This is a genomic window from Pseudomonas sp. LBUM1644, from assembly GCF_059716195.1.
This window is the reverse complement of the sequence record NZ_CP166812.1, coordinates 4,342,904-4,365,661: the sequence shown is the minus strand read 5'-3', so window position 1 is coordinate 4,365,661 and position 22,758 is coordinate 4,342,904. Positions and strand designations below refer to the sequence as shown.

Below are 22,758 nucleotides of genomic sequence, written 5' to 3'. Positions count from 1 at the left end.
ATGAATCTGATTATTTTGTTGGCGGTGGTCGTGGCGGCCGGTGCGGTGTTGAGTGTCCAGGCGGCGATCAATGGCCGTCTCGGCGAGACAGTCGGCGTGTTGCGCAGCAGTTTGCTGACGTTCGTGGTGGGCGCGGTGGTGAGCGGATTGCTGATCCTGTTTTTCGAACCGGCCCACGCGGTGAGCTTGCTCGACGTGCCGAAATGGCAGCTCAGCGGCGCCTTGTTCGGGGTGGTCTACATGATGGTGATGGTCGGCGCCGTGCCGCGGGTCGGCACGGCGGTGGCGACCGTGGCGGTGATCGTCGGGCAACTGGGCATGGGCATGCTGATCGACAATTTCGGCTGGCTGGGCAATCCGGCGATCGAGTTGTCCGGCAGCCGGATCCTGGCGATGGTCTGCCTCGCGCTGGCGTTGCTGTTCATGTATCGCAGCAATACGCGCCAGGCCTGACGCCGATCAACGGCTGGCAGCGATCTTTTCAGGGCGGGCACGCGTAGAATTGCCTCCTGAATCAGATCTTGAGGTTGCAGTGGTGGATTTACAGCAGGGCTTCGTCCTGACCCGGCATTGGCGCGACACCCCGGCCGGCACGGAAGTCGAGTTCTGGCTGGCGACCGATAACGGTCCCCGGCGCATCCGCCTGCCTCATCAACCGTCGGTGGCGTTCGTTCCGGCAGCCCAGCGTGAACAGGCTGACGCGGTGCTGCTCGGCGAAAAAAACGTCGAGCTACGGCCCTTGGCACTGCTGGATTTCGAACACCGCCCGGTGCTCGGTCTGTATTGCCAGCAGCACGGTCAGTTGATGCGCCTGGACACCGCGCTGCGCAAGTCCGGCGTCGACGTGTTCGAAGCCGACGTGCGTCCGCCGGAACGCTACATGATGGAGCGCTTCATCACCGCGCCAGTCATTTTCGGTGGCACGTCGAACGCTGAGGGCTTGCTGCTCGACGCGCAGATGAAACCCGACCCCGGCTATCGACCGAACCTCAGGCTGGTGTCCCTCGACATCGAAACCACCGCCCAGGGCGAGTTGTATTCGATCGCGCTGGAGGGCTGCGGCGAGCGCCAGGTGTACATGCTCGGACCGCCCAACGGCGATGATTCGGGCGTGGATTTCCAGCTCGAATACTGTGATTCCCGAACCCTGCTGCTGAAAAAACTCAACGAATGGTTCGCCCGGCACGATCCCGACGCGATCATCGGCTGGAACGTCGTGCAGTTCGATTTGCGCGTGCTGCACGAACACGCCCGACGCTTGGCGGTCCCGCTGAAGCTGGGGCGCGGTGGCGAGGAAATGCAGTGGCGCGAACACGGCAGCGGCAACCATTACTTCGCCTCGGCCGCGGGTCGATTGATCATCGACGGCATCGAATCCCTGCGCTCGGCGACCTGGAGTTTTCCCTCGTTCAGCCTGGAAAACGTCGCGCAAACCCTGCTGGGCGAAGGCAAGGCGATCAGCACGCCGTACCAGCGCATGGACGAAATCAACCGCATGTTCGCCGAGGACAAACCGGCGCTGGCCACGTACAACCTCAAGGACTGCGAATTGGTGACGCGGATCTTTGCCAAGACCGAGTTGCTGACGTTCCTGCTGGAGCGCGCCAGCGTCACTGGCCTGCCGGCGGATCGCAGCGGCGGCTCGGTGGCGGCGTTCACGCACCTGTACATGCCGTTGATGCACCGCCAGGGCTTCGTTGCCCCCAATCTCGGCGGCCGTCCCCCGCAAGCCAGCCCCGGTGGTTTTGTCATGGACTCGCAACCGGGGCTGTACGAATCGGTGCTGGTGCTCGATTACAAAAGCCTCTATCCGTCGATCATCCGCACCTTCCTTATCGATCCGGTGGGGCTGATCGAAGGCCTCAAGTATCCCGACGACAGCGAATCCGTCCCGGGTTTTCGCGGTGCACGTTTTTCCAGGACCCGCCATTGCCTGCCCGCCATCGTCGCCCGTGTCGCCGAGGGTCGCGAAACGGCCAAGCGCGAGCACAACGCGCCGTTGTCCCAGGCCCTGAAAATCATCATGAACGCGTTCTACGGCGTGCTCGGTTCCAGCGGTTGTCGCTTCTTCGATACGCGGCTGGCGTCGTCCATCACCTTGCGTGGCCACGAAATCATGTTGCGCACCCGACAGCTGATCGAAGGCCAGGGGCACACCGTGATCTACGGCGACACCGACTCGACCTTCGTCTGGCTTCGCCGCGCGCATGGCCAGGAGGAGGCGGCGAAGATTGGCCACGCGCTGGTGGACCACGTCAATCAATGGTGGCGCGAACACGTACGGCAGGAATATGGGCTGGAAAGTGCCCTGGAGCTGCAATTCGAGATCCACTACAAACGTTTCCTGATGCCGACCATCCGCGGGGCGGAGGAGGGCAGCAAGAAGCGCTATGCCGGGCTGGTGACGCGCGCCGATGGCATCGATGAAATGGTCTACAAGGGCCTGGAAACCGTGCGCACCGACTGGTCGCCACTGGCGCGGCAGTTCCAGCAGGAGCTGTACTCGCGGATTTTTCATCGCCAGCCCTATCAGGATTACGTGCGCGACTACGTGCGCCAAACCCTGGCCGGTGAGTTCGATGATCGTCTGGTTTACCGCAAGCGCCTGCGTCGCACGCTCGATGACTATCAGCGCAACGTGCCGCCCCACGTGCGAGCCGCGCGCATTGCCGACGACTACAACGATCAGCAGGGTCGCCCGCGGCAATACCAGAATGGTGGCTGGATCAGCTATGTCATCAGCGTCGCCGGGCCCGAGCCGCTGGAGATCCGCAGCGCGCCCATCGACTACGACCATTACGTCACACGGCAGCTGCAACCGGTGGCGGACGCAATATTGCCGTTCGTGGACGACGACTTTTCAACCTTGATTGGTGGGCAGTTGGGCCTGTTTTGAGTCCAGCAGCGATAACGTCCAGTCATCCTGAATCCCGTGGAAGTAGCGTTCCAGTGCTTTGTGAAACGGGCTGTCGTCAGGCGCGAACTGGGCGAACAGGGTGATCGATGAGTGAAACTTGAGGTCGTCGGGATGGCCAAAAATGTCCGCGACGGAGCGTTGCTGGACGTTCAGCACCAACTGCGTGCAAGTGCGCAAGCGTGGGCCCAGCAGGGGATGATTCAAGTACGCCGTGGCTTCTGCAGCGGATCCAATGGCGAAATGCCGCGACATCTCGCTGCCGCCCAGCCCGGCGATCTGCGGAAAAATGAACCACATCCAGTGCCGGCGTTTCTTGCCGGCACTCAGTTCTTCCTGAACCCAATCGAACACCGGCGCCTGCGCCTGGACAAAGCGTTGCAGATTATACGAGTCCAACTGGTCGGTGCTTCGCATACGGAAGCCCTCTGATGCAACTGCGATGGCTTAGACCATGGCCAACCGCTGTTTGCGTTGTGGCGCACGAAACGCTTGGTCCAGCGCCTCCAGATCGCCCGCTTCAAGCTGCACCTGCGCCGCTTGCGCATTGAGCCGCACATGCTCGGTGCGGACCGCTTTGGGGATGGCGATCACGCCCTCCTGTCGCAGAATCCATGCCAGCGCAACCTGTGCCGGCGTGACGCCGTGACGGGCGGCAACGTGCTTCAGCGCGGAATGGGCCAGCATTTGCCCACCCTGACCGATCGGGCTGTAGGCCATGACGGGCAAGCGCTGCTGTTGGCATCCGGGCAACAGGTCAAATTCTATGCCGCGCTCTTCTAGATTGTAGAGCACTTGATTGGTGGCACAGGCCGCCGAGGCGAGCTCTTGCAGATCATCCAGGTCGAAATTGGACACGCCCCAGCGGCCAATCTTGCCGGCTTCACGCAGCCGTTCGAAGGCTTCGACGGTTTCCTCCAAGGGGTATTGGCCACGCCAGTGCAGCAAATACAAATCGATGCAGTCGGTGCCCAGACGCTGCAGGCTGCGTTCGCATGCCAGCGGGACGCCGCTGCGACTGGCGTTGTGCGGGTAGACCTTGCTGACGAGAAAGACCTTGTCGCGCTGACCGGCGATGGCTTCGCCCACCACTTCCTCGGCGCCACCTTCGCCGTACATTTCTGCGGTGTCGATCAGGGTCATGCCCAACTCGATGCCTTGGCGCAGCGCGGCAACTTCGGCGGCGCGCCGGGTGTGATCCTCACCCATGCGCCAGGTGCCCTGGCCGATGACGGGTACCTGGGCGCCGGCCAATTCGAGGGTCCGCATGAAAACCTCCTTATTTTGAATCGATGAATGCTCTTTGGTTGGCAGCAGAATACTCCGGTGGTTCAAAAGATCGCAGCCTCTGTAGGAGCTGCCGAAGGCTGCGATCTTTTGATCTTCTCTTTTACTGTGCCGAAAACTTCAACACGGTGGTTTGCGTATACGTCTTGCCCGGATCCAATCGCGTCGACGGGAAGTTCGGCTGATTCGGTGCGTCCGGGTAGTGCTGGGTTTCCAACGTAAACGCGCCCCAGTGCGGATAGACCTTGCCCGACTTGCCCTTCACCGAGCCGTCGAGGAAGTTGCTGGTATAGAACTGCACACCGGGCTCGGTGGTGTAGAGCTGCAAGCGGCGCCCGGAGTGCGGATCGCTGACATCGGCGGCGAGTTGGCCCAGGTCACCGTTGGCATTCAGCACCCAGTTGAAGTCGAAACCGCCTTGTTTCGGTTCGGCGAATTTAAGTTGTGGGTGATCGGCTTTGATATTTTTGCCGATCGCCGTCGGCTGGGTGAAGTCCATCGGCGTGCCGGCGACAGGGGCCAGTTCGCCGGTGGGAATCAACTTGCCGGTGACCGGCGTGTAATGGCTCGCATGCAAGGTGGCGACCTGTTTCAGCACATCGCCATTGCCCGCGCCGGCCAGGTTGAAATAACTGTGGTTGGTCAGGTTCAGCACCGTGGGTTTGTCGGTGGAGGCCTTGTACTCGATGCGCAGTTCGTCGCGTTCGTTGAGGCTGTAGGTGACCTCGGTTTTCAGGTTGCCGGGGAAGCCCATTTCACCGTCTGCCGACAGGTACGTCAGGGTCACGCCGACCGAGTCCTTGTCTTTGACCGGCGCGGCTTGCCAGACATGTTTGTCAAAACCCAGCGGGCCGCCGTGGAGCGAATTTGAACCATCGTTGAGGGGCACCTGATAGCGCTTGCCGTCCAGTTCGAACGCGCCGTTGGCCAGGCGATTGCCGAAGCGGCCGATGGTTGCGCCGAAGTACGCGGTGCCTTTCTGGTAGCCCTGCACATCATCGAAGCCGAGCACGATGTCGTCGAACTTGCCGTTTTTGTCCGGTACTTTCAGCGACTGCAAAATACCGCCGTAGGTAATGACGGTGGCTTGCACGCCATGGCTGTTACGCAACACGTATTGCTCGACGGGCTTGCCGTCATTGGTTTTGCCGAAGGCTTTGTGTTCGCTGGACAGGCCGGCGGCCTGGGCGGAGAGCGTAGCGAGCATCAGGGACAGTCCGAGGCCGCAGAGCTGGTGTCGGGAGTGAAGCATGGTTGACCTTCCTTTTTGTTGTTATTGACTTAGTAGTCATACTAATTGACCGCTTTTCAAGTCGATCAAGGAAGGATTTATAGCTCATGTGCGCTGTCTTGCAATCATAAAGTATGACTAAATTGCTGTTTGAATATGAGCCACTTGCCGCTTGTGGATTGTCGGCACTGCACTTTTTCAGGTTTCACGGCTCTATCCTTGGCCAGCCTGCGGCGATCCCCACCTCAGGCCCATGCCCAAGTGCACGTGCCCATGGTTCGAGTTGTACCCCTCATCATTGCGCCCATCTGCCGCCATTGCCTGCTGCTGGCCTGCGTCTCGATGCTCTTCGCCAGTGGTTGCAGCCAGCAGCAAGGGCGGGACATCGTCAGCCAGTTTCGCGAAGGCCAGCCCCAGGAATTCCTCCAGACCAGCGTCGATCGCATGGCGACCCTGACCATGCGCGACAACCTCGACAGCCTTTACTTGCTGATGAGCAAGCTCTACCTGCGCAACCCCGAGGAGCTGAAAAAGTCCGGTTTCCTCGACGCACGCACCGCAGGCAAGCAAGTGCGCATGGCCATCGAACAGCAACAGCCGCTACCAACCCTGGGTGGCAAAAAAGACCTGGCGGCGCTGAGCTACGCCATGAGCCCGGAATTTCTCGGTGACCGGGTCGGCGCCTTCATCTATGCCATCGGCAGCATGCTGGTCACCGCCCATGGCAATCGGCTGGAGTTTTATATGACGGACGCGATAAACCCGACGTTCGTCAGCAACGCCGCACGCAACATCGAGAAAGCGACGTGGATCCTGAGTCAGCGGCAAAGCAAAAACGGCGAGCCGTTGCTGTTCTCCAATGAAATCTCGGAGGAGGGCAGCAACCTGAGTTTCGCCGTGGAGTTCGGCAAGATCGTCGCGCGCCTGGATTTACTGACGCAGATGCTCGATGAGCGTTACCGACGCATTGGTCTGAATTACGCGCAGAGCTTGCTGTTCCTCAATTTCCTGCCGGTGCAGTAACCCCCTTGTAGGAGCTGCCGAAGGCTGCGATCTTTTGATGTTAAAGATCAAGATCAAAAGATCGCAGCCTTCGGCAGCTCCTACAGGTCTTAGCGAGCAGTCCGGCTGATCGTGTGGTTTAGGGAATAACGATAGTTCGCATCGATATAAGTGGTTATAAGAAAAATCGCTATGCTGCGGGCCAGTTTTTTCATGTGTTTTTTGCGGGCGTGTTAATGGATTTCGTTAACTTCGGGTTGGTAATTGCAGGGCTGGTGGTCGGCTTTATTGTCGGTATGACTGGCGTTGGTGGTGGTTCGTTGATGACCCCGATCCTGTTGTGGTTCGGGATCAACCCGGCCACGGCGGTAGGCACGGACCTGCTGTACGCGGCGATTACCAAGTCCAGTGGTGTGCTGGTTCATCGCAAGAACAAGAACATCGACTGGGCAATCACCGGTTGGCTGACCCTCGGCAGTGTGCCAGCGGTGGCGATGACCCTGTGGTTTCTGAGCACGCTGCACACCTCGCCTGATGCGATGAACGCCGTGATCAAACAGGCACTGGGCTTCGTGCTGTTCGCCACGGCATTGGCGATTTTCTTCAAGAAACGCCTGCTTGATTTCGCTCACAAACGAGCGGGCGGAAATTACAACCCCAGCGGCTCGCGACTGAATGCGATGACCGTCATCACCGGCCTGGTCCTTGGCACCATGGTTGCGCTGACCTCCATCGGCGCTGGCGCCTTGGGCACCGTGGCGCTGTTTATCCTGTATCCGCTGCTGCCTACCCGCCGTCTCATCGGCACCGAAATTGCCCACGCCGTACCGCTGACCCTGGTCGCCGGTCTCGGCCATGCGAGCATGGGCAATATGGATTGGCATGTGCTGGGCTATTTGTTGATCGGCTCGCTGCCGGGGATCTGGCTGGGCAGTCACCTGACTGGCCGCATCTCCGATGAGGTGTTGCGTCCTTGCCTCGCGACGATGCTGGTGATGATCGGCTACAAGCTGGCGTTTTAAGCCAGCCGGGTTTGCTGGTCGCTGCGGTGGCCTAGGTCCGGGTCATGATTTCCAGCAGATGCCCGTCCGGGTCATCGAAATACACCCGTCGGCCACCGCCATACTCATTGATCTCTTTGGGCCGCTGTTTGCCGGGATCTGCCCACCAGGGTTGGTTGCGCGCTTGCAGGCGCGCGAAAGCCGCGTCGAAATCATCGTCGTCGATCAGAAACGCATAGTGCTGAGCCGCAATCGGCGGGTCATTGTCGTAGAAATCCAGCGAGACGCCGTTGTCGAGCTTGACGATGAGCATCGGGCCGAAGGGTTCCGGGGCGGGCAGGCCCAGCATTTCGACGAGAAAAGCAGCCGAAATATTTTTGTCGCGGCACCAGACGATGGTGTGGTTCAACTGAGCGCTCATGCACAGGTCCTCACTGCGGATCAGGTGCCAAGTATTGACCTTCAGATTAGCTCAGCCTGTTGCGCAATGACTGCCCTGACCTAAGCTTGGGGCAAGGCGGAACACAATTGCGGTGCGTCACCCGGAACGAACGCCGCGATGCGCAATCATTAGAGCGTGGATATCAAAAGGAGATGCGCATGCTCATCAGGTCATTGACCCTGGTAACCCTGCTGGCTATCGCCGGCCCCTTGTTTGCCGCCGATGGCGACTCACCACTGGACATGGACAAGGGCAGGTCCCGGCCGTTGATTGTTATCGCTCCCAGCACGGTTGATCCGACATGGGTCGGCCTTAAAAAATCGCTGGAGGAACCGGACAACAAAAAGGCTTTCGCTGATCGAAACATGGTGCTTTACACGGTTCTTAATCTGATGGGCCAGCGCGAAGGCAAAGACCTGGGGCCACAAGACACCGCGGCATTGATCCGTTCGCTCAAGCTGGGGGCCGGGGCCAAGACCAAGGTGATTCTGGTCGGCAAGGACGGCGAGAAAAAACTCGAGCAATCCGATGCGGTAGACCTGAAGGCGATCTTCAGCGCCATCGACCAATTGCCGCCCACCGAGAAAGAAGCCGTGGCGCCAACACCACCGCCCGTGACTGAAGCGGCACCGGAGAAAGGTGCCAAGGGCACCAAACCCGGCAAACCGGCGAAGCCCGCCAAGCCTGCAGAACAGCCGGATGATTGAACACAAACACAAACACAAACCCCTGTAGGAGCTGCCGAGTGAAACGAGGCTGCGATCTCTTGATCTTGCTTTTAAAAAACAAAGTCAAAAGATCGCAGCCTCGTTTCACTCGGCAGCTCCTACAGGTTTTTTTCAGCCTTTAGTTACCAGTTGTAGCGATAACCCAGCGTCACGGCCCAAGGCTGTTCGATATCGCTGCCCTTGGTGTACCTCCACAGATTTCCAACTTGAAATGCTCTCGTAGCAGCTGCCGAGCCTGCGAGGCTGCGTTCGGCTGCGAAGCAGTCGTAAAACCTGTTATTGCGATCTGTCAGGCATTCCGTGTATGCCGGTTTTACGGCTGCTACGCAGCCGAACGCAGCCTCGCAGGCTCGGCAGCTGCTACAGAATAGGGGTGTCCTAGGACGAGGTGTTTAGGCCTTCAACTGCGTCGGACATTTCCTGCAAGACGTGGCGTACTTCATGAACTGGTGCGGCGGTAGAAGGAGTTTTACTTGTAAAGAAAAATATCCCGAATCCCCCCGAAACCCCGTCCGATCCTCTCGAGTGCGCGATTCACCAGCAATTCGGATAACGGGCATCGATTGCCAAATCCCGTCATTGCTGATTGATACAGAAGCGCCGGTGGATGTGTTGCATGCCACGGCGGCGTACCGCATTCGCAGCGTGACGCAATTGCTGGAAAGCCTTTCAGAAGGCGAGGGGATCAGCCGTGATGCGGTACTGCTGCGCGATCGCTGCGATCTGATGGATGTGATCGGGCGACGATTGCAGGTGAAGTAACGAAAATGGGCGACCTCAACCGGTCGCCCATTTTGTTTACGCTGAAGAACCCGTAGGAGCGAGCTTGCTCGCGATGGTCGTCAACGATAACGCGTGCAGCCTGACACCCCACGGCGTTCTCGGGTTTTTCGCGAGTAAGCTCGCTCCTACAGGAAAGTTCGCGAGGTCACTCGGTCAATGCACTCAACACCGCATGGGCGATTTTGATTCGCTCCGGGTTCGGGTAGTTTTTGTTGGCCAGGATCACGATGCCAATGTCTTTCGACGGCACGTAGGCTACGTACGCACCAAAGCCGCTGGTTGAACCGGTTTTGTTGTACAGCACGCTGCCCGGTTGAGCTTGCGGTGGGTTCAGCCACTGGACTTCGTTGGGTTCATAGGCCATCTGCGCCGAATTGCCGGCCAGCAATGTGTCGAGGCTGGCCGGGGCGGTGTAGAACTCCCAACCCAGACCCTGGGTCATGTTGCCCACTTTGTAATACCCGGTGTGCGTCGTCGCGATGGCCCGTTGCATCGGCACTTCAAGGTTCGACGGTTTGATGTTCGCCTCGACATAACGAATCAGGTCCGCCGCGCTGGTTTTCACGCCATACGCTTCTGAATCCAGCGCCCCCGGTCCGACCCGCACGGGCTTGTCATCCTTGCCATAGCCCTGCGCATAGAGCGCCATCTGAGAGGCCGGCACCTTGAGATAGGTGTGCTGCAACCCGAGCTTGGGCAACAAGGTCTTTTCCATCAGTTCGTCAAACGGCTGCCCCAAGCTTTGGGCGGCGAGATAGCCGAACAACCCCAGGCTCGGGTTCGAATACTGCCGGTGGCTGCCGGCTTCGTAAGTCGGTTTCCACTGTTTGAAGTAGCCGAGCATCTTGTCTGGCGCATCAAACTCGCTGGGGAATTGCAGAGGCAGGCCTCCGGCGGTGTAAGTGCCCAGTTGCAGCACGCTAATGGAGTCGAACGCGCTGCCACGCAGTTCCGGCAAGACATGGCTGGCCTTGTCGGACAAGGACAGTTTGCCGCTGGCCTCGGCGTAGCCGGCGAGGGTGGCGGTGAACGTTTTGCTCACCGAACCGATCTCGAACAAGGTGTTTTCAGTGACGACTGTGCCGTTTTCCTTCGAGGCCACACCGTAATTAAAGTAATGCGGCTTGCCATTGAGGGTGATCGCGACCGCCATGCCCGGAATGTTCTGTTGCTGCATGATCGGCACCACGGCAGCTTTCACCGCCGCTTCGATCTGCTCGTCGGTCTGATTCCCGGCAACGCAGTAACCTGCACCAAGGAAAAGTCCGAAAGCGCTGTAGGATAAGGCCTTGCTGAGTTTTAATTTTTGCATGATTGAGCTGCTGTCCCTGATGTTTGATGGTTGCACCCGCTACACTCCGAGCGGCTGTTCGATCCGGCCGCTGATGGGCGGGCCAAATCTATGCAGTCTGTCCCAGCTCGACAACCGATGATATTTAGCACGAGCCATTAGAAAATTTTGGGAGTGGCATGATCCGTCCGCAATTACCACTCAACGCACTGCGCGCCTTCGAAGCCTCCGCACGCCATCTGAGTTTTACACGGGCGGCAGTGGAATTGTGCGTCACCCAGGCCGCGGTGAGTCATCAGGTAAAAAGCCTGGAAGCCCAGCTCAACGTCACGCTGTTCAAACGCCTGCCCCGCGGGCTGATGCTGACCAGCGAAGGCGAAACCCTGTTGCCGGTGCTGCGTGAGTCCTTCGACCGAATCGCCGAGACCCTGGAGCGTTTCGAAGGCGGCCATTTTCGCGAAGTGCTGTCGGTGGGCGCGGTGGGGACGTTCGCGGTGGGCTGGTTATTACCGCGACTAGCCGACTTCCAGACGAAACATCCATTCATAGATTTGCGCCTGTCGACGAATAACAATCGAGTGGACGTGGCAGCTGAAGGGCTGGATTACGCCATTCGTTTTGGCGCGGGCGCGTGGCACGGGATTGAAGCGGTGCGGTTGATCGAGGCGCCGTTGTCAGTGTTGTGCGTCCCCGAGATTGCGCGGCAACTGCACACGCCGGCTGATCTGTTGCAGCAAACGCTGTTGCGCTCCTATCGCACAGACGAATGGCCCGAATGGTTCCAGGCCACCGGCCTGCCTGCCCATGTCGCTACGCCCCGGAGCATTGTCTTCGATTCGTCGCTGGCAATGATGGAGGCGGCGCAGCAAGGGGCGGGCGTGGCGTTGGCACCGCCGCTGATGTTTGGTCGACAACTGGCGGCGGGCGCCATCGAGCAGCCGTTCGCCATCGGCATCACCACCGGCAGCTACTGGCAGACCCGCTTGCAGTCGCGGCCTGAAACGTCGGCGATGACGGCGTTCAAGGGCTGGCTGCTGCAAGCGGCACGACTGAACGATTGAACACCATTTACCCCTGTGGGAGCGGGCTTGCTCGCGAAAGCGGTGTATCAGTCGACATCATTGGTGAATGTCAGACCGCTTTCGCGAGCAAGCCCGCTCCCACATTGGATTGCGGTGTCCGGCTGATTAGCGCACCAGACACGGCCGCTTGTTATCGAACTTCCAGCCCGGAATCAGAAACTGCATCGCCACGCTGTCGTCCCGCGCACCCAGTCCCATGCCTTTGTACAGCTCATGGGCCTTGGCCACTTGATCCATGTCCAGCTCGATGCCCAGCCCCGGTTTTTTCGGCACCTGCACACAACCACCCACAATTTGCAGCGGCGCTTTGGTCAGGCGCTGGCCGTCCTGCCAGATCCAGTGAGTGTCGATGGCGGTGATTTCGCCCGGCGCGGCCGCCGCGACATGGGTAAACATCGCCAGGGAGATATCAAAGTGGTTGTTGGAGTGCGAGCCCCAGGTCAGGCCCCATTCGTGGCACATCTGCGCCACGCGAACCGAGCCCTGCATGGTCCAGAAGTGCGGGTCGGCCAGCGGGATGTCGACTGATTGCAACTGGATCGCGTGACCCATTTCCCGCCAGTCGGTGGCGATCATGTTGGTCGCGGTTTTCAGCCCGGTGGCGCGACGAAATTCCGCCATGACTTCGCGGCCCGAGTAACCGTTTTCCGCACCGCACGGGTCCTCGGCATAAGCGAGAACAGGATGCTGATCCCGGCACAGGCGAATCGCTTCTTTGAGCGACCACGCGCCATTCGGATCCAGGGTGATGCGTGCATCGGGAAAGCGTTCGGCCAGGGCGGTGACGGCCTGGATTTCTTCATCGCCGCTCAGTACGCCGCCCTTGAGTTTGAAATCCTTGAAACCGTAACGGGCATGGGCGGCTTCGGCGAGGCGCACCACGGCGTCGGCGGTCATGGCCTTTTCGTGACGTACGCGGAACCAGTCATTGTCCGCCTCCGGTTCGCTGCGGTAAGCCAGGTCGGTGGTGTTGCGATCCCCGACATAAAACAGATAACCAAGCATCTTCACTTCGTCGCGCTGCTGGCCTTCGCCGAGCAGGGCCGCGACCGGCACGTCCAGATGCTGGCCGAGCAAATCCAGCAGCGCCGCTTCCAGGCCCGTGACCGCGTGAATGGTGATGCGCAGGTCGAACGTCTGCAAGCCGCGACCGCCGGCGTCACGGTCGGCGAAGGTCTGGCGCACTTGATTGAGGATCTTCTGGTACGTGCCGATCGGGCTGCCGACCACCAGGCTGCGCGCATCTTCCAGGGTCTGGCGAATACGCTCGCCACCGGGTACTTCACCGACGCCGGTGTGGCCGGCGTTATCTTTGAGGATGACGATATTGCGGGTGAAAAACGGGCCATGGGCGCCGCTCAGATTGAGCAACATGCCATCGTGACCCGCTACCGGAACCACTTGCATGCTGGTGATGATCGGAGCTTTTGCGGTGTCTTGTGCGTTCATTTTATTGTCCTTGAATAGCAGCAGTCAGGCGTGGTTGGGCGTTGGTTTGCCCAGCGCAACGGCCGGTACGATTTTCGGTGTGTTGCGGGTGGCAAAGACGATGATCGCGGCGATGATCGAGGTCGCGGCCAAGCCGTACAGCCCGCCCTGAATCGAGCCGGTGTGTTCTTCCAGCAGGCCGAAGGTGGTCGGCGCAACGAAGCCGCCGAGGTTGCCCACCGAGTTGATCAGCGCGATGACACCGGCGGCGATCCGTGCATCCAGATACGCCTGGGGAATCGGCCAGAACAGCGACGAGGCGGATTTGAAACCCAGCGCGGCGAAGCAGATCGCGACGAAGGCAAAGATCGGCCCTCCGGTGGTGGACATGAACATCCCGGCAGCGGCGATCAGCAGGGCAGCGGCGACCCAGGCTTGCTGGTGTTTCCATTTCGCCGACAGCGAAGCGAAGGCGTACATGCCGACGATCGACAACAACCACGGGATCGAGTTGAACAACCCGACCTGAATGTCACTGAGGTCGCCCATCTTCTTGATGATGCTCGGCAGCCAGAACGTAGCGGCGTAAATGGTCAGCTGGATAAAGAAGTAGATCAGGCAGAACAGGATGATCTGACGATCCTTGAGCAGCGTGCCCAGTGATGGCTTGATCGGCGTCGCGGCTTCGCGGGCCTGTTGTTCCTCCTCGATCGCGTTGACCAGCGCGTCCTGTTCATCGCGGTTCAGCCATTTGGCGTCGTGGGGTTTGGAGTCCAGCCAGAACCAGACGAAGACGCACAGCCCGACGGAGAACATGCCTTCGATGAAGTACATCCATTGCCAGCCGTGCAGGCCCATTCCCTCGATTTGCAGGAGCATCCCGGACAGTGGGCCGGAAATCAGCGACGCCACGGCCGAACCGCTGAGGAAGATCGCAATGGCCTTGCCGCGCTCGACGCCTGGCAACCAGCGGGTGAAATAGTAAATCACCCCGGGAAAGAACCCGGCTTCGGCCACCCCCAGCAAAAATCGCAAAATGTAGAAGTGGGTTTCGGTCTGGATGAAGGCCATGCCCGCGGCGACCAGGCCCCAGGTCAGCATGATGCGGGTCAGCCAGATTCGCGCGCCGACTTTTTGCAGGAGGAGGTTGGAAGGGACTTCGAACAGCGCGTAACCGATGAAGAACAGGCCTGCGCCGAGGCCGTAGGCGGCAGCGCCAATGCCCAGGTCATGTTCCATGTGGGCGCGGACGAAGCCGATGTTCACGCGGTCAATGTAATTGACGATGAACATGATGACGAACAGCGGCAAGACGTGGCGTTTCACTTTCGAGATGGCGGACTTCAGGACCGAATTGGTGCCTTCGTCCCTCGCGGATAGGGGTGTGTTCACTGCGTTATCTCCCACTGATTATTTTTATGCGGGGTGCGGCTGGGTGCTGCGTGTTGATAGACATCATACAACTGCATTTTTTCGGCACGCAAGTGGAAATCGCTAATGAAATGGCTGTTTAATTGAGTTCTTGCAATTCGGTCGGCGATTGTATGTCAGGTCTTCTTAGGTGTTTTTTAGCGATTTGTTGAGTGTTGTCATACAAGTAGCGGCGCATTTATTGAGGATTCCGCTGGAGCGCAGTGCTACGATCCCGTTAGCCCTGCTTCCGGAACATCGCCATGCAAGAAGACCTCGACGCGCCTGCCCGTAAGCGCACGCACAACCTGGCCCATGACCTGGTCGCCAAACTGACCCAGAGCATCTTGCTCGGCCAGATGCTGCCCGGGGACAAACTGCCATCGGAGAACACCATCGTTCTCGAGCACGGGGTCAGTCGCACCGTGGTGCGCGAGGCCATCTCCAAATTGCAGGCGTCGGGGCTGGTGGAAACACGGCATGGCATCGGCACGTTTGTGATTGAGCGTGCGCCGGAGCAAGGGCTGCGCCTGAATGTCGATACCGCGCTGGGGGTGCGCAGTATTCTGGAGTTGCGGATGGGCCTTGAAACCCAGGCCGCCGCGCTGGCCGCACTGCGTCGCTCGGATCAGCAACTGGCGCAGATGCGCGAGGCGCTGGATGACTATCAAAGCCTGCTGGCCAACAACGACAGCTGCGTCGAAGCCGACAAGCGTTTTCATCTGCTGATCGCCGAAGCCACCGGTAACGTGTGCTTTACCGAAATCATGCAGCACCTGGGCAGCGCCATGATTCCCCGGACCCGCGTCAATGCCGCGGAGCGCGGCGCGGCGGATTTGAGCAAGCTCGGGCAACTGGCCAACCTCGAACACGAGGCGATTCTCAATGCCATCAGGCGCCAGGATGCGGATGCGGCGCGTGCGGCGATGTGGTTGCATCTGACCAACAGCCGCGACCGGTTTCTGGCGGATCGCGGGTAACCGTCGGTCTGCTCGATAGCACGCCTTTTGCAGGCTTGCTTCCAACGAGTACGGCCCAGATTTGCTGGACCTCATCAATGAGGTGCGTCATGGCTAATGCAATGGATCACGATGCTCCACCGGGTATGGACCCTTCACGAGACCCGTCCGGCGCGGAGCCTGATCGACCTGAAGACTGGATGGACCCGGCGGCGGAAGAGGAAGTCCCGGCGCCGGATGAGCAAACGCCATTATCCGACGACAGGCGATAAACAGAACCCGGCCATTGCGCCGGGTTTTTTGTGTGAGGCAGGCCGACCGAGTCATCGTTCTTCGCGAGCAAGCCCGCTCCCACACTGATCTCACGAGCAGTGGAAATCCCCTGTGGGAGCGGGCTTGCTCGCGAAGGCTCCAGATGCATCAACATCCTCAACGATCAGACACTAGCCCCTCGAATCACCACCACCCGCCGCTCCAGGTTCAACGCCAACACACTGACCAACACCACCATCGCCCCGACCACAATCATCACCGTGGGCTGCTCGCCCAATGCCAGCGACGCCATCGCCATCGCCGTCGGTGGCACCAGATACAGGGTCATCGTCGCCCGGCTCAAATCCACATGCGCCAATACATACGCCCACGCGAGGTACGCCAGCGCACTTGGAAAGACGCCCAAGCCGATCACCGCCAACTGCACACGGAGCGGCGCCTCCATCACCTGGTCGGCCAGACCGGGAAGAAACACCAACAGTAACGCCGTTCCCGACCACACGGTGTAACACACCAGTGTCAGCCCGTCGTAGCGCCCGGTGTGATGCTTTTGCAGCGCGAAGTAAACGCTCCAGGACAGCGCCGCCAGCAAAATCAACAAGCCGTGGGCGTCGATGCTGCCCAATCCATGATCGCCGGCCACCACAGTCACCACGCCGATCAATCCCAGAACAACACAGCCCCAGCGCCAGGCGCTCACCCGGTCCTTGAACACGAACCGCGCCAGCAGCGTGCTGAACAGCGGCGTCGATTGCGCCAACACGCTGGAGGCTCCCGCGCTGACACCTTGTTGGCCGAAGTTGATCGAGACGTGGTGCAGGGTGACCGCAAAGAAACCGAGCGCGAGCATCAGTGGCACGTCACCCATCGTGGGCAGGCGGATGCCTCTGAACACCGCGACCACCGCCATGAAGGCCGAGGCCAGGAGAAACCGCAGCAACGCGAGGTGAACCGGGTCGTAGGCTTGCAAACCGATGTGGATACCGGTGGGGGAATACCCCCAGCAAGCGACGACAAATACCATCGCCAGGATAATGTTCAGGGAGGGCGTGAAGGGCTTCATTGTCGAATACCAGTGGGCAGATGCACCGAGTATCAGAATTCGAAGTGCTCACCACAACTGACTTATACTGCTTAAAATGTTCACTTTTGGTGATGTGATGGAGCTGGCTCAGATTCGCATGTTCAAGACCGTCGCCGACGTTGGCAGCATCGCCCGGGCTGCCGAGCAATTGCATTGCGTGCCGTCGAACATCACGGCCCGGATCAAGGCGCTGGAGGCGGAACTGGGCGTTGCGCTGTTTTTGCGCGAGGGACGAGGGCTGCGCATCAGTCCTTCGGGGCAGACCTTTCTGGCCTACGCCTCGAAAATTCTCGCGCTCACGGCTGAAGCCAAGCGCGCGGTAGACCCGTCGGCAGAACCGTCCGGCCCGTTGCGCATCGGTGCCATCGAATCCTCGGCCACTGGTCGTCTGCCGCGTCTGCTCGCCAAGTTCCACAAGCGTTACCCGGCGGTGGCACTGGAACTGACCACCGGTACCTGGAGCCAGTTGCTCGATGACACCGTCAGCCACCGGCTCGACGGCGCGATCGTCGCGGTGGATGTCGAGCGCTCGCAACTCAAGCGCACGCCGATGTACCGCGAAGACTTGCTGCTGATTGCGTCGACGTCGCTGGGGCCGGTGCGTGGCATCGCGGACCTGCAGGACAAGACCGTATTCATGTGGCCACAGGGCTGCCCTTACCGGGCGGCGCTGGAGCATTGGTTGCTGCGGCAGGGGCAGGCGCTGCCGATCGTCAGCCTCGCCAGTTATGGCGCGATTGTCGGTTGCGTCAGCGCTGGCGCCGGTGTCGCGCTGGTGCCCAAAGGGGTGTTCGATCAGTACGCCAAGGGCGCGGGTTGCGCGGGGTATGAATTCCCCGAGCTGACAGCCGTCGACAACCTGTTTTACTGGCATGAAAACGCCGGGGTTCACCCGGCGCGAGAAGCGTTCGTGGCGATGTTGCGTGAGGAGTTCGTTTAAAGATCAAAAGATCGCAACCTGCGGCAGCTCCTCCAGTGCATTCCCTGTAGGAGCTGCCGCAGCCTGCGATCTTTTGATCTTGGGCTTCAAACGACAGCCCTCGATCTGGATCTATGCTTGATGAACAAACGGATGGCACTCGCGCGAACCGTGGCGGACTAAGCATCAGGACGGCTCTTGAGTACGAGAGTACGCGCCCCCTGCGGACTGACATGGATCGAACATGAACGAACAGACGGTACACAACAAATCGCTGGTGATCCTGCTCGGGGTGGTCACCGCTGCGTTTATCTGGATTCTGCTGCCGTTCTACGGCGCGGTGTTCTGGGCGGTGATCCTTGGCATTCTCTTCGCACCGCTCCAGCGTCGCCTGCAACTGAAGTTCGGCTGGCAACGCAACGTGACGTCGCTGCTCACGTTGAGCGTCTGCCTGGTCATCGCCATTCTGCCGGTGATCGTCCTCAGTATCCTGCTCGTGCAAGAGGGGACCACGCTGTACAAGAGTGTCGAAAGCGGTGAGCTGGACATCGCCGGGTATGTGACCCATTTCAAACACAGCCTGCCGGCGTACCTCCAGCACTTGCTCGATCGCGCCGGGGTCGGCGAACTGAACGGGCTGCGCGAGAAAATCATCAAGAGCGCGGTGACCGGCAATGAATTTATTGCCACCCAAGCCTTCAGTTTCGGTCAGGGCACATTCGATTTTGTGGTGGGGTTTTTCATCATGCTCTACCTGCTGTTTTTCTTTTTACGCGACGGTGCCGAGCTGGCGCGCAAAGTTCGCGCCGCCGTGCCGCTGGAGGATCACCAGAAACGCCGTTTGCAGCTCAAGTTCAACCGCGTGGTGCGGGCCACGGTCAAGGGCAACCTGGTGGTGGCCATTACGCAAGGCGCGTTGGGCGGTTTGATTTTCTGGTTTCTGGATATTCCGAGCGCGTTGCTTTGGGCGGTACTGATGGCGTTTCTGTCGCTGTTGCCAGCGGTGGGGGCGGGGATCGTCTGGGGGCCGGTGGCAGCGTTTTTCCTGTTCACTGGCGCCATCTGGCAAGGCGTGGTGTTGGGGTTGTTCGGCGTATTCGTCATCGGTCTGGTGGATAACGTGCTGCGACCGATCCTGGTGGGCAAGGACACGAAGATGCCGGACTACTTGATCCTCATCTCTACCCTCGGCGGCCTGGCGATTTTCGGCCTCAACGGCTTTGTCATCGGGCCGTTGATTGCCGCGCTGTTCATGTCGAGCTGGGCGATTTTCATCGAGACCAAACCACGGGTTCAGCTGCCTTAGGCGCTGAGTTTGCCGGCGTCGATACGTTGCGACAGCGCTTGGGCAGCCGGCAGCGAAGTGAGCGGACCGCTGATCGGTTCGCCGTCCTGCATCAGGTACCAGCAGGCGAGCAATCCCAGTTCCCTGAGGGAGGCGGGAACGGCGCTGCCGATAACGGACATGATTTGAACCTGGGACATAAGTACCTCCATCACTCTATGGAGCTACCTTACGGACCTCGCGGTTTTTCGGACAATCAACGCTTTCGATAGTGGTCATTGATATCAGTGAGGGCAGACGACCGCCTGTCGCTCAGTCGACCACCAGATCCAGCATATGAACCACTTCCTGCTCGTTAAGCAGACCTTTACGCACAAGGTTCTCGGCCAGCAGCGAAAGAAACTTGGCGCTGCGGTGGCCTTCCAGGTGCTTGAGTTCGGTCAAAGCGGTGTACACCTTGCTCGATGTGCACAAGCCGACATTGCGGTGCGGGTTTTGCGTTGGCATGAGGTCGTCCTTGTTTTTATCAACCTGTTGTTGGCGGACGGGCCCAAGCTTGCGGACCCGGTATGACAAAAATATGACCGTTTTCCCTGCTTCGGGGGAAGGTCGGTAGATTCAATCTTGCCAAGTTGAACCCTGGACACTGTCCCGACAGCGACCTTGATGGAATTTATCCAGACCTGTGCCGACGGACGGTCACAAAAAAGCCCCGCTGGTGAGGCGGGGCCTTTTGAGGCTGTTAATAGTGGCCATAACCGTGGGGAGGGCCGTAGTAACCGCGGGGTGGACCGTAGTAACCACGTGGCGGTCCGTAATAAACCGGCGGTGGGCCGTAATAGACCGGTTGTTGCACATACACCGGCGCCGGCTGGTAATAAACCGGTGGTGGCGGTTGTTGCACGTAGACCGGTTGTGGTTGAGCGTAAACCGGTTGTTGTACATAAACCGGCCGGTTGGCGTTTATCAGGGCCGAACCGACGATGGCCGAGCCAACGATCGCACCAAACACCGCTGGACCTTGCCAATAGTTACCACCACCGCCATGGGCTTGCGCCTGCCCTGCGATAGCGAGGGCGCCGATCAGCAAAGCTACTGTGGGGATTTTACGGATCATGATAATTCCTCGGTTCTTCGCCCCGGCGCTTGCGTCTGCAATAGACCCAAGGATTGTCGCGGGGATACATCTAAGACAGCGCTTTTCTGAAAATCAGCACAGTCGTTAGGTAAATTTTGTGTAAGGTCTGTACCGGCTTCCTTACCGACCTGTAATGACTCGCGCAGACAGGCCAATATGATCGAACAGAACTCGATGGGTTGGCTAATCCCGTCCATCCGAAAGTGCAATTGAAGGAGATTCACATGCAGATGAGCCCCAACAAAGACACCCAGTTGTGCATGTCCCTCTCGGGACGCCCGGGGAACTTTGGCCTGCGATTCCACAATCATCTGTACGAACAGCTGGGCCTGAATTTCTACTATAAAGCCTTCAGTAGCCAGGACCTGACCGGCGCTGTCGGCGGTATTCGTGCCCTGGGGATTCGTGGCTGCGGCGTCTCGATGCCATTCAAGGAAGCCTGCATTGCCTTGGTCGATGAACTGGACGCGTCCGCTGCCGCCATTCAGTCGATCAATACCATCGTCAACACCGATGGCCACCTCAAGGCTTACAACACCGATTACATCGCCATCGAGCAACTGCTCAAGACTCATGAGGTACCGAAGGACTCGACCTTTGCCCTGCGCGGCAGCGGCGGCATGGCCAAGGCCGTGGCCAGCGCCCTGCGCGATGGAGGCTACAAAAAAGGCCTGATCGTCGCCCGCAACGAACTGGCCGGGCGGGCGTTGGCCGAATCACTGGGCTTTCAATGGCAGGCGGAGCTGGGCAGCCAGCGGCCGCAAATGCTGATCAATGTCACGCCGATCGGCATGACGGGCGGGCCGGAAGCCGAGCAGCTCGCCTTCGACCCTGAAGCGATCGAATCTGCGGAAACTGTGTTCGATGTGGTGGCGATCCCCTCGGAAACACCACTGATCGTGCGTGGTCGTGCCGAAGGCAAGCGGGTGATCACCGGGCTGGAAGTGATCGCGATCCAGGCGTTGGAGCAGTTTGTGTTGTATACCGGCGTGCGGCCGACGGATGAGCAGTTTCACAAAGCGGTGGAATTTGCCCGCGGTTAAGATCAAAAGATCGCAGCCTTCGGCAGCTCCTACAAGGGAGGTTTTTTATGCATCCGCCCATTCTCAACCTGAACCATGTCGACCTTGAACCGCTGCCCGAAGCCTTGGCGCCCACCGGTAACACGGCAGGACGTTATCAACAGCGGATGGCCCGCGTCGGTCAGCAATTGGGGGCGCAGAAGCTCGGGTATCGCTTGTATGTGCTGGAGCCGGGCATGCGGGGCAGTCCGTTTCATAGCCATCGGGTCAACGAAGAGATGTTTTACGTGGTGGCCGGGGCAGGGGAGGTTCGTCTCGGGGCCGAGCGTTTCCCCATCCGCGCGGGCGACGTGATTGCCTGCCCGCCGGGCGGCCCTGAGGCGGCGCATCAAATCATCAACACCAGCGACGGTGAACTGCGCTATCTGGCGGTCAGCACCCAGCAGTCGCCAGAGATTTGCGAATACCCGGACTCGGGCAAGTACGCGGTGATGGACGACTTCAAGGTCGATGCCGAGGGCAATGCCTCGGGCTTCGTCGCCATCGCCCGGCAATCCGACGGCGTGGATTACTGGGATGGTGAATAACATTCCTGACATCGCCCAAACCCTGTAGCAGCTGCCGAGCCTGCGAGGCTGCGTCCGGCTGCGAAGCAGTCGTGATTCAGGCGATGCGGTGTTTCAGGGGAACCGAGTGTGCAGGGTTTACGACTGCTTCACAGTCGGACGCAGCCTCGCAGGCTCGGCAGCTGCTACAGGACCGGGTTGGTTATTCGAGGCGGGCCAAGCGTTCTTCCAGCGCTGCGATTCGTGCCTCGAGCTCTTCGATTCGCTCGACCGAAACACCGCCACCGCGCTCCACCGGATTTTGCCGTGCCGCGAGGATTACTTCGATATCCGCCGGGTCACCCAAGGCGTGCATATACCGGTCTTCCCGCTGGCCCGCCTGACGCGGTATCAGCAAGGCCAGCCCGCGAGCGATCAAGCGTTCCAGTTGATGCACGACCTGCTCGGCATCTTCAAACTCGTGCATGCGTCCGCTACGGGTCAGCAGTTCGTTCACGGTCTGCGGGCCACGCAAAAACAACAGCCCGGTCAGAATCACCTGCGCCGGGACCAGTTCCAGCGCCTTGTCGACCTTATGTTCCCAACGATCCGCGCGGCTGCCCATCACCAGCTTGGTGAAACCGCGACCTTCAAGGGCGCGCAAGCTCTGGCCGACCTGACCCTGGGTCAGGTTCATCACCGGTTCGCGGCTGGTTTTCTGATTGCAGGCAATGACCATCGCATTGAGGGTCAGCGGATAGGTTTCCGGGCTGGTGGCCTGTTTCTCGATCAACGAACCCAGAATGCGAATTTCGGTGCTGTTAAGTCGCGGCTCGTCAACGGTCGTCTCTTGCTCAGTGCTCACAGTGTCTGGAACCTCGCTAACGGTGGTTTTGATGATCTCGGCTAATAAGACCTCGTAGAGGGAGGTTAG

The 22,758-nt window shown here is 59.6% G+C and carries 25 protein-coding genes; 13 read left to right on the top strand and 12 right to left on the bottom strand.

The features are described 5' to 3' along the window. Positions 1-453, top strand: coding sequence for a DMT family transporter (locus tag ACA052_RS19880; protein WP_497646429.1), 453 nt, complete (start codon positions 1-3; stop codon positions 451-453). An 82-nt stretch (positions 454-535) separates the two neighbouring features. Next, entirely contained in the window at positions 536-2,896 is a 2,361-nt protein-coding gene (locus tag ACA052_RS19875) for a DNA polymerase II (protein WP_497646428.1), read from the top strand. Here the strand turns inward: ACA052_RS19875 and ACA052_RS19870 are convergent. From ACA052_RS19870 to ACA052_RS19860, 3 genes are all read right to left on the bottom strand, one after another. Beyond that, positions 2,861-3,331: a DUF1810 domain-containing protein gene (locus ACA052_RS19870; protein ID WP_497646427.1), complete on the bottom strand. Its 471-nt coding sequence runs from the start codon at positions 3,329-3,331 to the stop codon at positions 2,861-2,863. The two genes, ACA052_RS19875 and ACA052_RS19870, sit on opposite strands and share 36 nt — an antisense overlap. A 30-nt stretch (positions 3,332-3,361) precedes the next feature. Beyond that, positions 3,362-4,183, bottom strand: coding sequence for an aldo/keto reductase (locus tag ACA052_RS19865; RefSeq protein ID WP_497646426.1), 822 nt, complete (start codon positions 4,181-4,183; stop codon positions 3,362-3,364). A 121-nt stretch (positions 4,184-4,304) separates the two neighbouring features. Beyond that, positions 4,305-5,453 (bottom strand): aldose epimerase family protein, encoded by a 1,149-nt coding sequence (locus ACA052_RS19860; RefSeq protein WP_497646425.1) that lies wholly within the window; start codon positions 5,451-5,453, stop codon positions 4,305-4,307. Positions 5,454-5,705: 252 nt separating this feature from the next. On the opposite strand from ACA052_RS19860, the gene ACA052_RS19855 reads away from it, so the two are divergent. After that, complete coding sequence (locus ACA052_RS19855) at positions 5,706-6,455, top strand: hypothetical protein (protein ID WP_497646424.1); 750 nt, start codon at positions 5,706-5,708, stop codon at positions 6,453-6,455. Between the two features lie 215 nt (positions 6,456-6,670). Continuing rightward, positions 6,671-7,456, top strand: a complete 786-nt coding sequence (locus tag ACA052_RS19850; protein ID WP_497646423.1) for a sulfite exporter TauE/SafE family protein — start codon at positions 6,671-6,673, stop codon at positions 7,454-7,456. Positions 7,457-7,487: 31 nt separating this feature from the next. Here the strand turns inward: ACA052_RS19850 and ACA052_RS19845 are convergent, their stop codons facing one another. Then, positions 7,488-7,856 (bottom strand): VOC family protein, encoded by a 369-nt coding sequence (locus tag ACA052_RS19845; RefSeq protein ID WP_497646422.1) that lies wholly within the window; start codon positions 7,854-7,856, stop codon positions 7,488-7,490. A gap of 179 nt (positions 7,857-8,035) precedes the next feature. On the opposite strand from ACA052_RS19845, the gene ACA052_RS19840 reads away from it, so the two are divergent. Both ACA052_RS19840 and ACA052_RS19835 read left to right on the top strand, forming a co-directional pair. Then, positions 8,036-8,584, top strand: a complete 549-nt coding sequence (locus tag ACA052_RS19840; RefSeq protein ID WP_497646421.1) for a DUF4174 domain-containing protein — start codon at positions 8,036-8,038, stop codon at positions 8,582-8,584. A 462-nt stretch (positions 8,585-9,046) separates the two neighbouring features. After that, positions 9,047-9,367, top strand: coding sequence for a hypothetical protein (locus ACA052_RS19835; RefSeq protein WP_497646420.1), 321 nt, complete (start codon positions 9,047-9,049; stop codon positions 9,365-9,367). 166 nt (positions 9,368-9,533) lie between these two features. On the opposite strand, the gene ampC is transcribed toward ACA052_RS19835, so the two are convergent. Beyond that, a complete protein-coding gene (gene ampC / locus ACA052_RS19830; protein ID WP_497646419.1) occupies positions 9,534-10,700 on the bottom strand; it encodes a class C beta-lactamase in 1,167 nt (388 codons plus the stop codon). 158 nt (positions 10,701-10,858) lie between these two features. Here ampC and ACA052_RS19825 point away from each other — a divergent pair, with 158 nt between their 5' ends. Then, a complete protein-coding gene (locus tag ACA052_RS19825) occupies positions 10,859-11,740 on the top strand; it encodes a LysR family transcriptional regulator (protein WP_497646418.1) in 882 nt (293 codons plus the stop codon). Positions 11,741-11,866: 126 nt separating this feature from the next. On the opposite strand, the gene gudD is transcribed toward ACA052_RS19825, so the two are convergent. Both gudD and ACA052_RS19815 read right to left on the bottom strand, forming a co-directional pair. Continuing rightward, the gene (gene gudD / locus ACA052_RS19820; RefSeq protein WP_497646417.1) at positions 11,867-13,210 is read right to left on the bottom strand and encodes a glucarate dehydratase; all 1,344 of its coding nucleotides are present in this window, start codon (positions 13,208-13,210) and stop codon (positions 11,867-11,869) included. Between the two features lie 24 nt (positions 13,211-13,234). After that, positions 13,235-14,581: an MFS transporter gene (locus tag ACA052_RS19815; protein WP_497646416.1), complete on the bottom strand. Its 1,347-nt coding sequence runs from the start codon at positions 14,579-14,581 to the stop codon at positions 13,235-13,237. Positions 14,582-14,862: 281 nt separating this feature from the next. Between ACA052_RS19815 and ACA052_RS19810 the strand changes: the two genes are divergently transcribed. Together ACA052_RS19810 and ACA052_RS19805 are read left to right on the top strand one after the other, a co-directional pair. Continuing rightward, a complete protein-coding gene (locus ACA052_RS19810) occupies positions 14,863-15,579 on the top strand; it encodes a FadR/GntR family transcriptional regulator (RefSeq protein WP_497646415.1) in 717 nt (238 codons plus the stop codon). Between the two features lie 89 nt (positions 15,580-15,668). Next, positions 15,669-15,830: a hypothetical protein gene (locus ACA052_RS19805; protein WP_497646414.1), complete on the top strand. Its 162-nt coding sequence runs from the start codon at positions 15,669-15,671 to the stop codon at positions 15,828-15,830. A gap of 164 nt (positions 15,831-15,994) precedes the next feature. Here ACA052_RS19805 and ACA052_RS19800 read toward each other — a convergent pair whose 3' ends face one another. Then, positions 15,995-16,894, bottom strand: a complete 900-nt coding sequence (locus tag ACA052_RS19800) for a DMT family transporter (protein ID WP_497646413.1) — start codon at positions 16,892-16,894, stop codon at positions 15,995-15,997. A gap of 97 nt (positions 16,895-16,991) precedes the next feature. Between ACA052_RS19800 and ACA052_RS19795 the strand changes: the two genes are divergently transcribed. Beyond that, complete coding sequence (locus ACA052_RS19795; RefSeq protein WP_497646412.1) at positions 16,992-17,855, top strand: LysR family transcriptional regulator; 864 nt, start codon at positions 16,992-16,994, stop codon at positions 17,853-17,855. 223 nt (positions 17,856-18,078) lie between these two features. Further along, positions 18,079-19,140 carry an AI-2E family transporter gene (locus tag ACA052_RS19790; RefSeq protein ID WP_497646411.1) on the top strand — a complete coding sequence of 354 codons (1,062 nt, stop codon included), beginning with the start codon at positions 18,079-18,081 and terminating at the stop codon, positions 19,138-19,140. On the opposite strand, the gene ACA052_RS19785 is transcribed toward ACA052_RS19790, so the two are convergent. From ACA052_RS19785 to ACA052_RS19775, 3 genes are all read right to left on the bottom strand, one after another. After that, complete coding sequence (locus ACA052_RS19785; protein WP_497646410.1) at positions 19,137-19,319, bottom strand: hypothetical protein; 183 nt, start codon at positions 19,317-19,319, stop codon at positions 19,137-19,139. The genes ACA052_RS19790 and ACA052_RS19785 overlap by 4 nt on opposite strands. 112 nt (positions 19,320-19,431) lie before the next feature. Continuing rightward, positions 19,432-19,626 (bottom strand): hypothetical protein, encoded by a 195-nt coding sequence (locus tag ACA052_RS19780; RefSeq protein WP_497646409.1) that lies wholly within the window; start codon positions 19,624-19,626, stop codon positions 19,432-19,434. Between the two features lie 235 nt (positions 19,627-19,861). After that, entirely contained in the window at positions 19,862-20,236 is a 375-nt protein-coding gene (locus ACA052_RS19775; protein WP_497646408.1) for a hypothetical protein, read from the bottom strand. A 245-nt stretch (positions 20,237-20,481) separates the two neighbouring features. On the opposite strand from ACA052_RS19775, the gene ACA052_RS19770 reads away from it, so the two are divergent. Together ACA052_RS19770 and ACA052_RS19765 are read left to right on the top strand one after the other, a co-directional pair. Beyond that, positions 20,482-21,300, top strand: coding sequence for a shikimate 5-dehydrogenase (locus ACA052_RS19770; protein ID WP_497646407.1), 819 nt, complete (start codon positions 20,482-20,484; stop codon positions 21,298-21,300). 47 nt (positions 21,301-21,347) lie between these two features. Continuing rightward, on the top strand, positions 21,348-21,866 hold the full coding sequence (locus tag ACA052_RS19765) for a cupin domain-containing protein (protein ID WP_497646406.1): 519 nt from the start codon (positions 21,348-21,350) through the stop codon (positions 21,864-21,866). Between the two features lie 181 nt (positions 21,867-22,047). On the opposite strand, the gene ACA052_RS19760 is transcribed toward ACA052_RS19765, so the two are convergent. Then, the gene (locus tag ACA052_RS19760; protein ID WP_497646405.1) at positions 22,048-22,689 is read right to left on the bottom strand and encodes a YceH family protein; all 642 of its coding nucleotides are present in this window, start codon (positions 22,687-22,689) and stop codon (positions 22,048-22,050) included. Positions 22,690-22,758: the final 69 nt, after the last annotated feature.

Excerpts from the sequence above, each read along its gene's own strand:
- ACA052_RS19765 (WP_497646406.1), top strand. The coding sequence starts at position 21,348 with ATGCATCCGCCCATTCTCAACCTGAACCATGTCGACCTTGAACCGCTG.
- ACA052_RS19790 (WP_497646411.1), top strand. The coding sequence starts at position 18,079 with ATGAACGAACAGACGGTACACAACAAATCGCTGGTGATCCTGCTCGGG.
- ACA052_RS19840 (WP_497646421.1), top strand. The coding sequence starts at position 8,036 with ATGCTCATCAGGTCATTGACCCTGGTAACCCTGCTGGCTATCGCCGGC.
- ACA052_RS19795 (WP_497646412.1), top strand. The coding sequence starts at position 16,992 with ATGGAGCTGGCTCAGATTCGCATGTTCAAGACCGTCGCCGACGTTGGC.
- ACA052_RS19860 (WP_497646425.1), bottom strand. The coding sequence starts at position 5,453 with ATGCTTCACTCCCGACACCAGCTCTGCGGCCTCGGACTGTCCCTGATG.
- ACA052_RS19770 (WP_497646407.1), top strand. The coding sequence starts at position 20,482 with ATGCAGATGAGCCCCAACAAAGACACCCAGTTGTGCATGTCCCTCTCG.
- ACA052_RS19810 (WP_497646415.1), top strand. The coding sequence starts at position 14,863 with ATGCAAGAAGACCTCGACGCGCCTGCCCGTAAGCGCACGCACAACCTG.
- ACA052_RS19870 (WP_497646427.1), bottom strand. The coding sequence starts at position 3,331 with ATGCGAAGCACCGACCAGTTGGACTCGTATAATCTGCAACGCTTTGTC.
- ACA052_RS19855 (WP_497646424.1), top strand. The coding sequence starts at position 5,706 with ATGGTTCGAGTTGTACCCCTCATCATTGCGCCCATCTGCCGCCATTGC.
- ACA052_RS19880 (WP_497646429.1), top strand. The coding sequence starts at position 1 with ATGAATCTGATTATTTTGTTGGCGGTGGTCGTGGCGGCCGGTGCGGTG.
- ACA052_RS19865 (WP_497646426.1), bottom strand. The coding sequence starts at position 4,183 with ATGCGGACCCTCGAATTGGCCGGCGCCCAGGTACCCGTCATCGGCCAG.
- ACA052_RS19850 (WP_497646423.1), top strand. The coding sequence starts at position 6,671 with ATGGATTTCGTTAACTTCGGGTTGGTAATTGCAGGGCTGGTGGTCGGC.
- ampC (WP_497646419.1), bottom strand. The coding sequence starts at position 10,700 with ATGCAAAAATTAAAACTCAGCAAGGCCTTATCCTACAGCGCTTTCGGA.
- ACA052_RS19835 (WP_497646420.1), top strand. The coding sequence starts at position 9,047 with ATGAACTGGTGCGGCGGTAGAAGGAGTTTTACTTGTAAAGAAAAATAT.
- gudD (WP_497646417.1), bottom strand. The coding sequence starts at position 13,210 with ATGAACGCACAAGACACCGCAAAAGCTCCGATCATCACCAGCATGCAA.
- ACA052_RS19775 (WP_497646408.1), bottom strand. The coding sequence starts at position 20,236 with ATGATCCGTAAAATCCCCACAGTAGCTTTGCTGATCGGCGCCCTCGCT.
- ACA052_RS19785 (WP_497646410.1), bottom strand. The coding sequence starts at position 19,319 with ATGTCCCAGGTTCAAATCATGTCCGTTATCGGCAGCGCCGTTCCCGCC.
- ACA052_RS19805 (WP_497646414.1), top strand. The coding sequence starts at position 15,669 with ATGGCTAATGCAATGGATCACGATGCTCCACCGGGTATGGACCCTTCA.
- ACA052_RS19825 (WP_497646418.1), top strand. The coding sequence starts at position 10,859 with ATGATCCGTCCGCAATTACCACTCAACGCACTGCGCGCCTTCGAAGCC.
- ACA052_RS19845 (WP_497646422.1), bottom strand. The coding sequence starts at position 7,856 with ATGAGCGCTCAGTTGAACCACACCATCGTCTGGTGCCGCGACAAAAAT.
- ACA052_RS19800 (WP_497646413.1), bottom strand. The coding sequence starts at position 16,894 with ATGAAGCCCTTCACGCCCTCCCTGAACATTATCCTGGCGATGGTATTT.
- ACA052_RS19780 (WP_497646409.1), bottom strand. The coding sequence starts at position 19,626 with ATGCCAACGCAAAACCCGCACCGCAATGTCGGCTTGTGCACATCGAGC.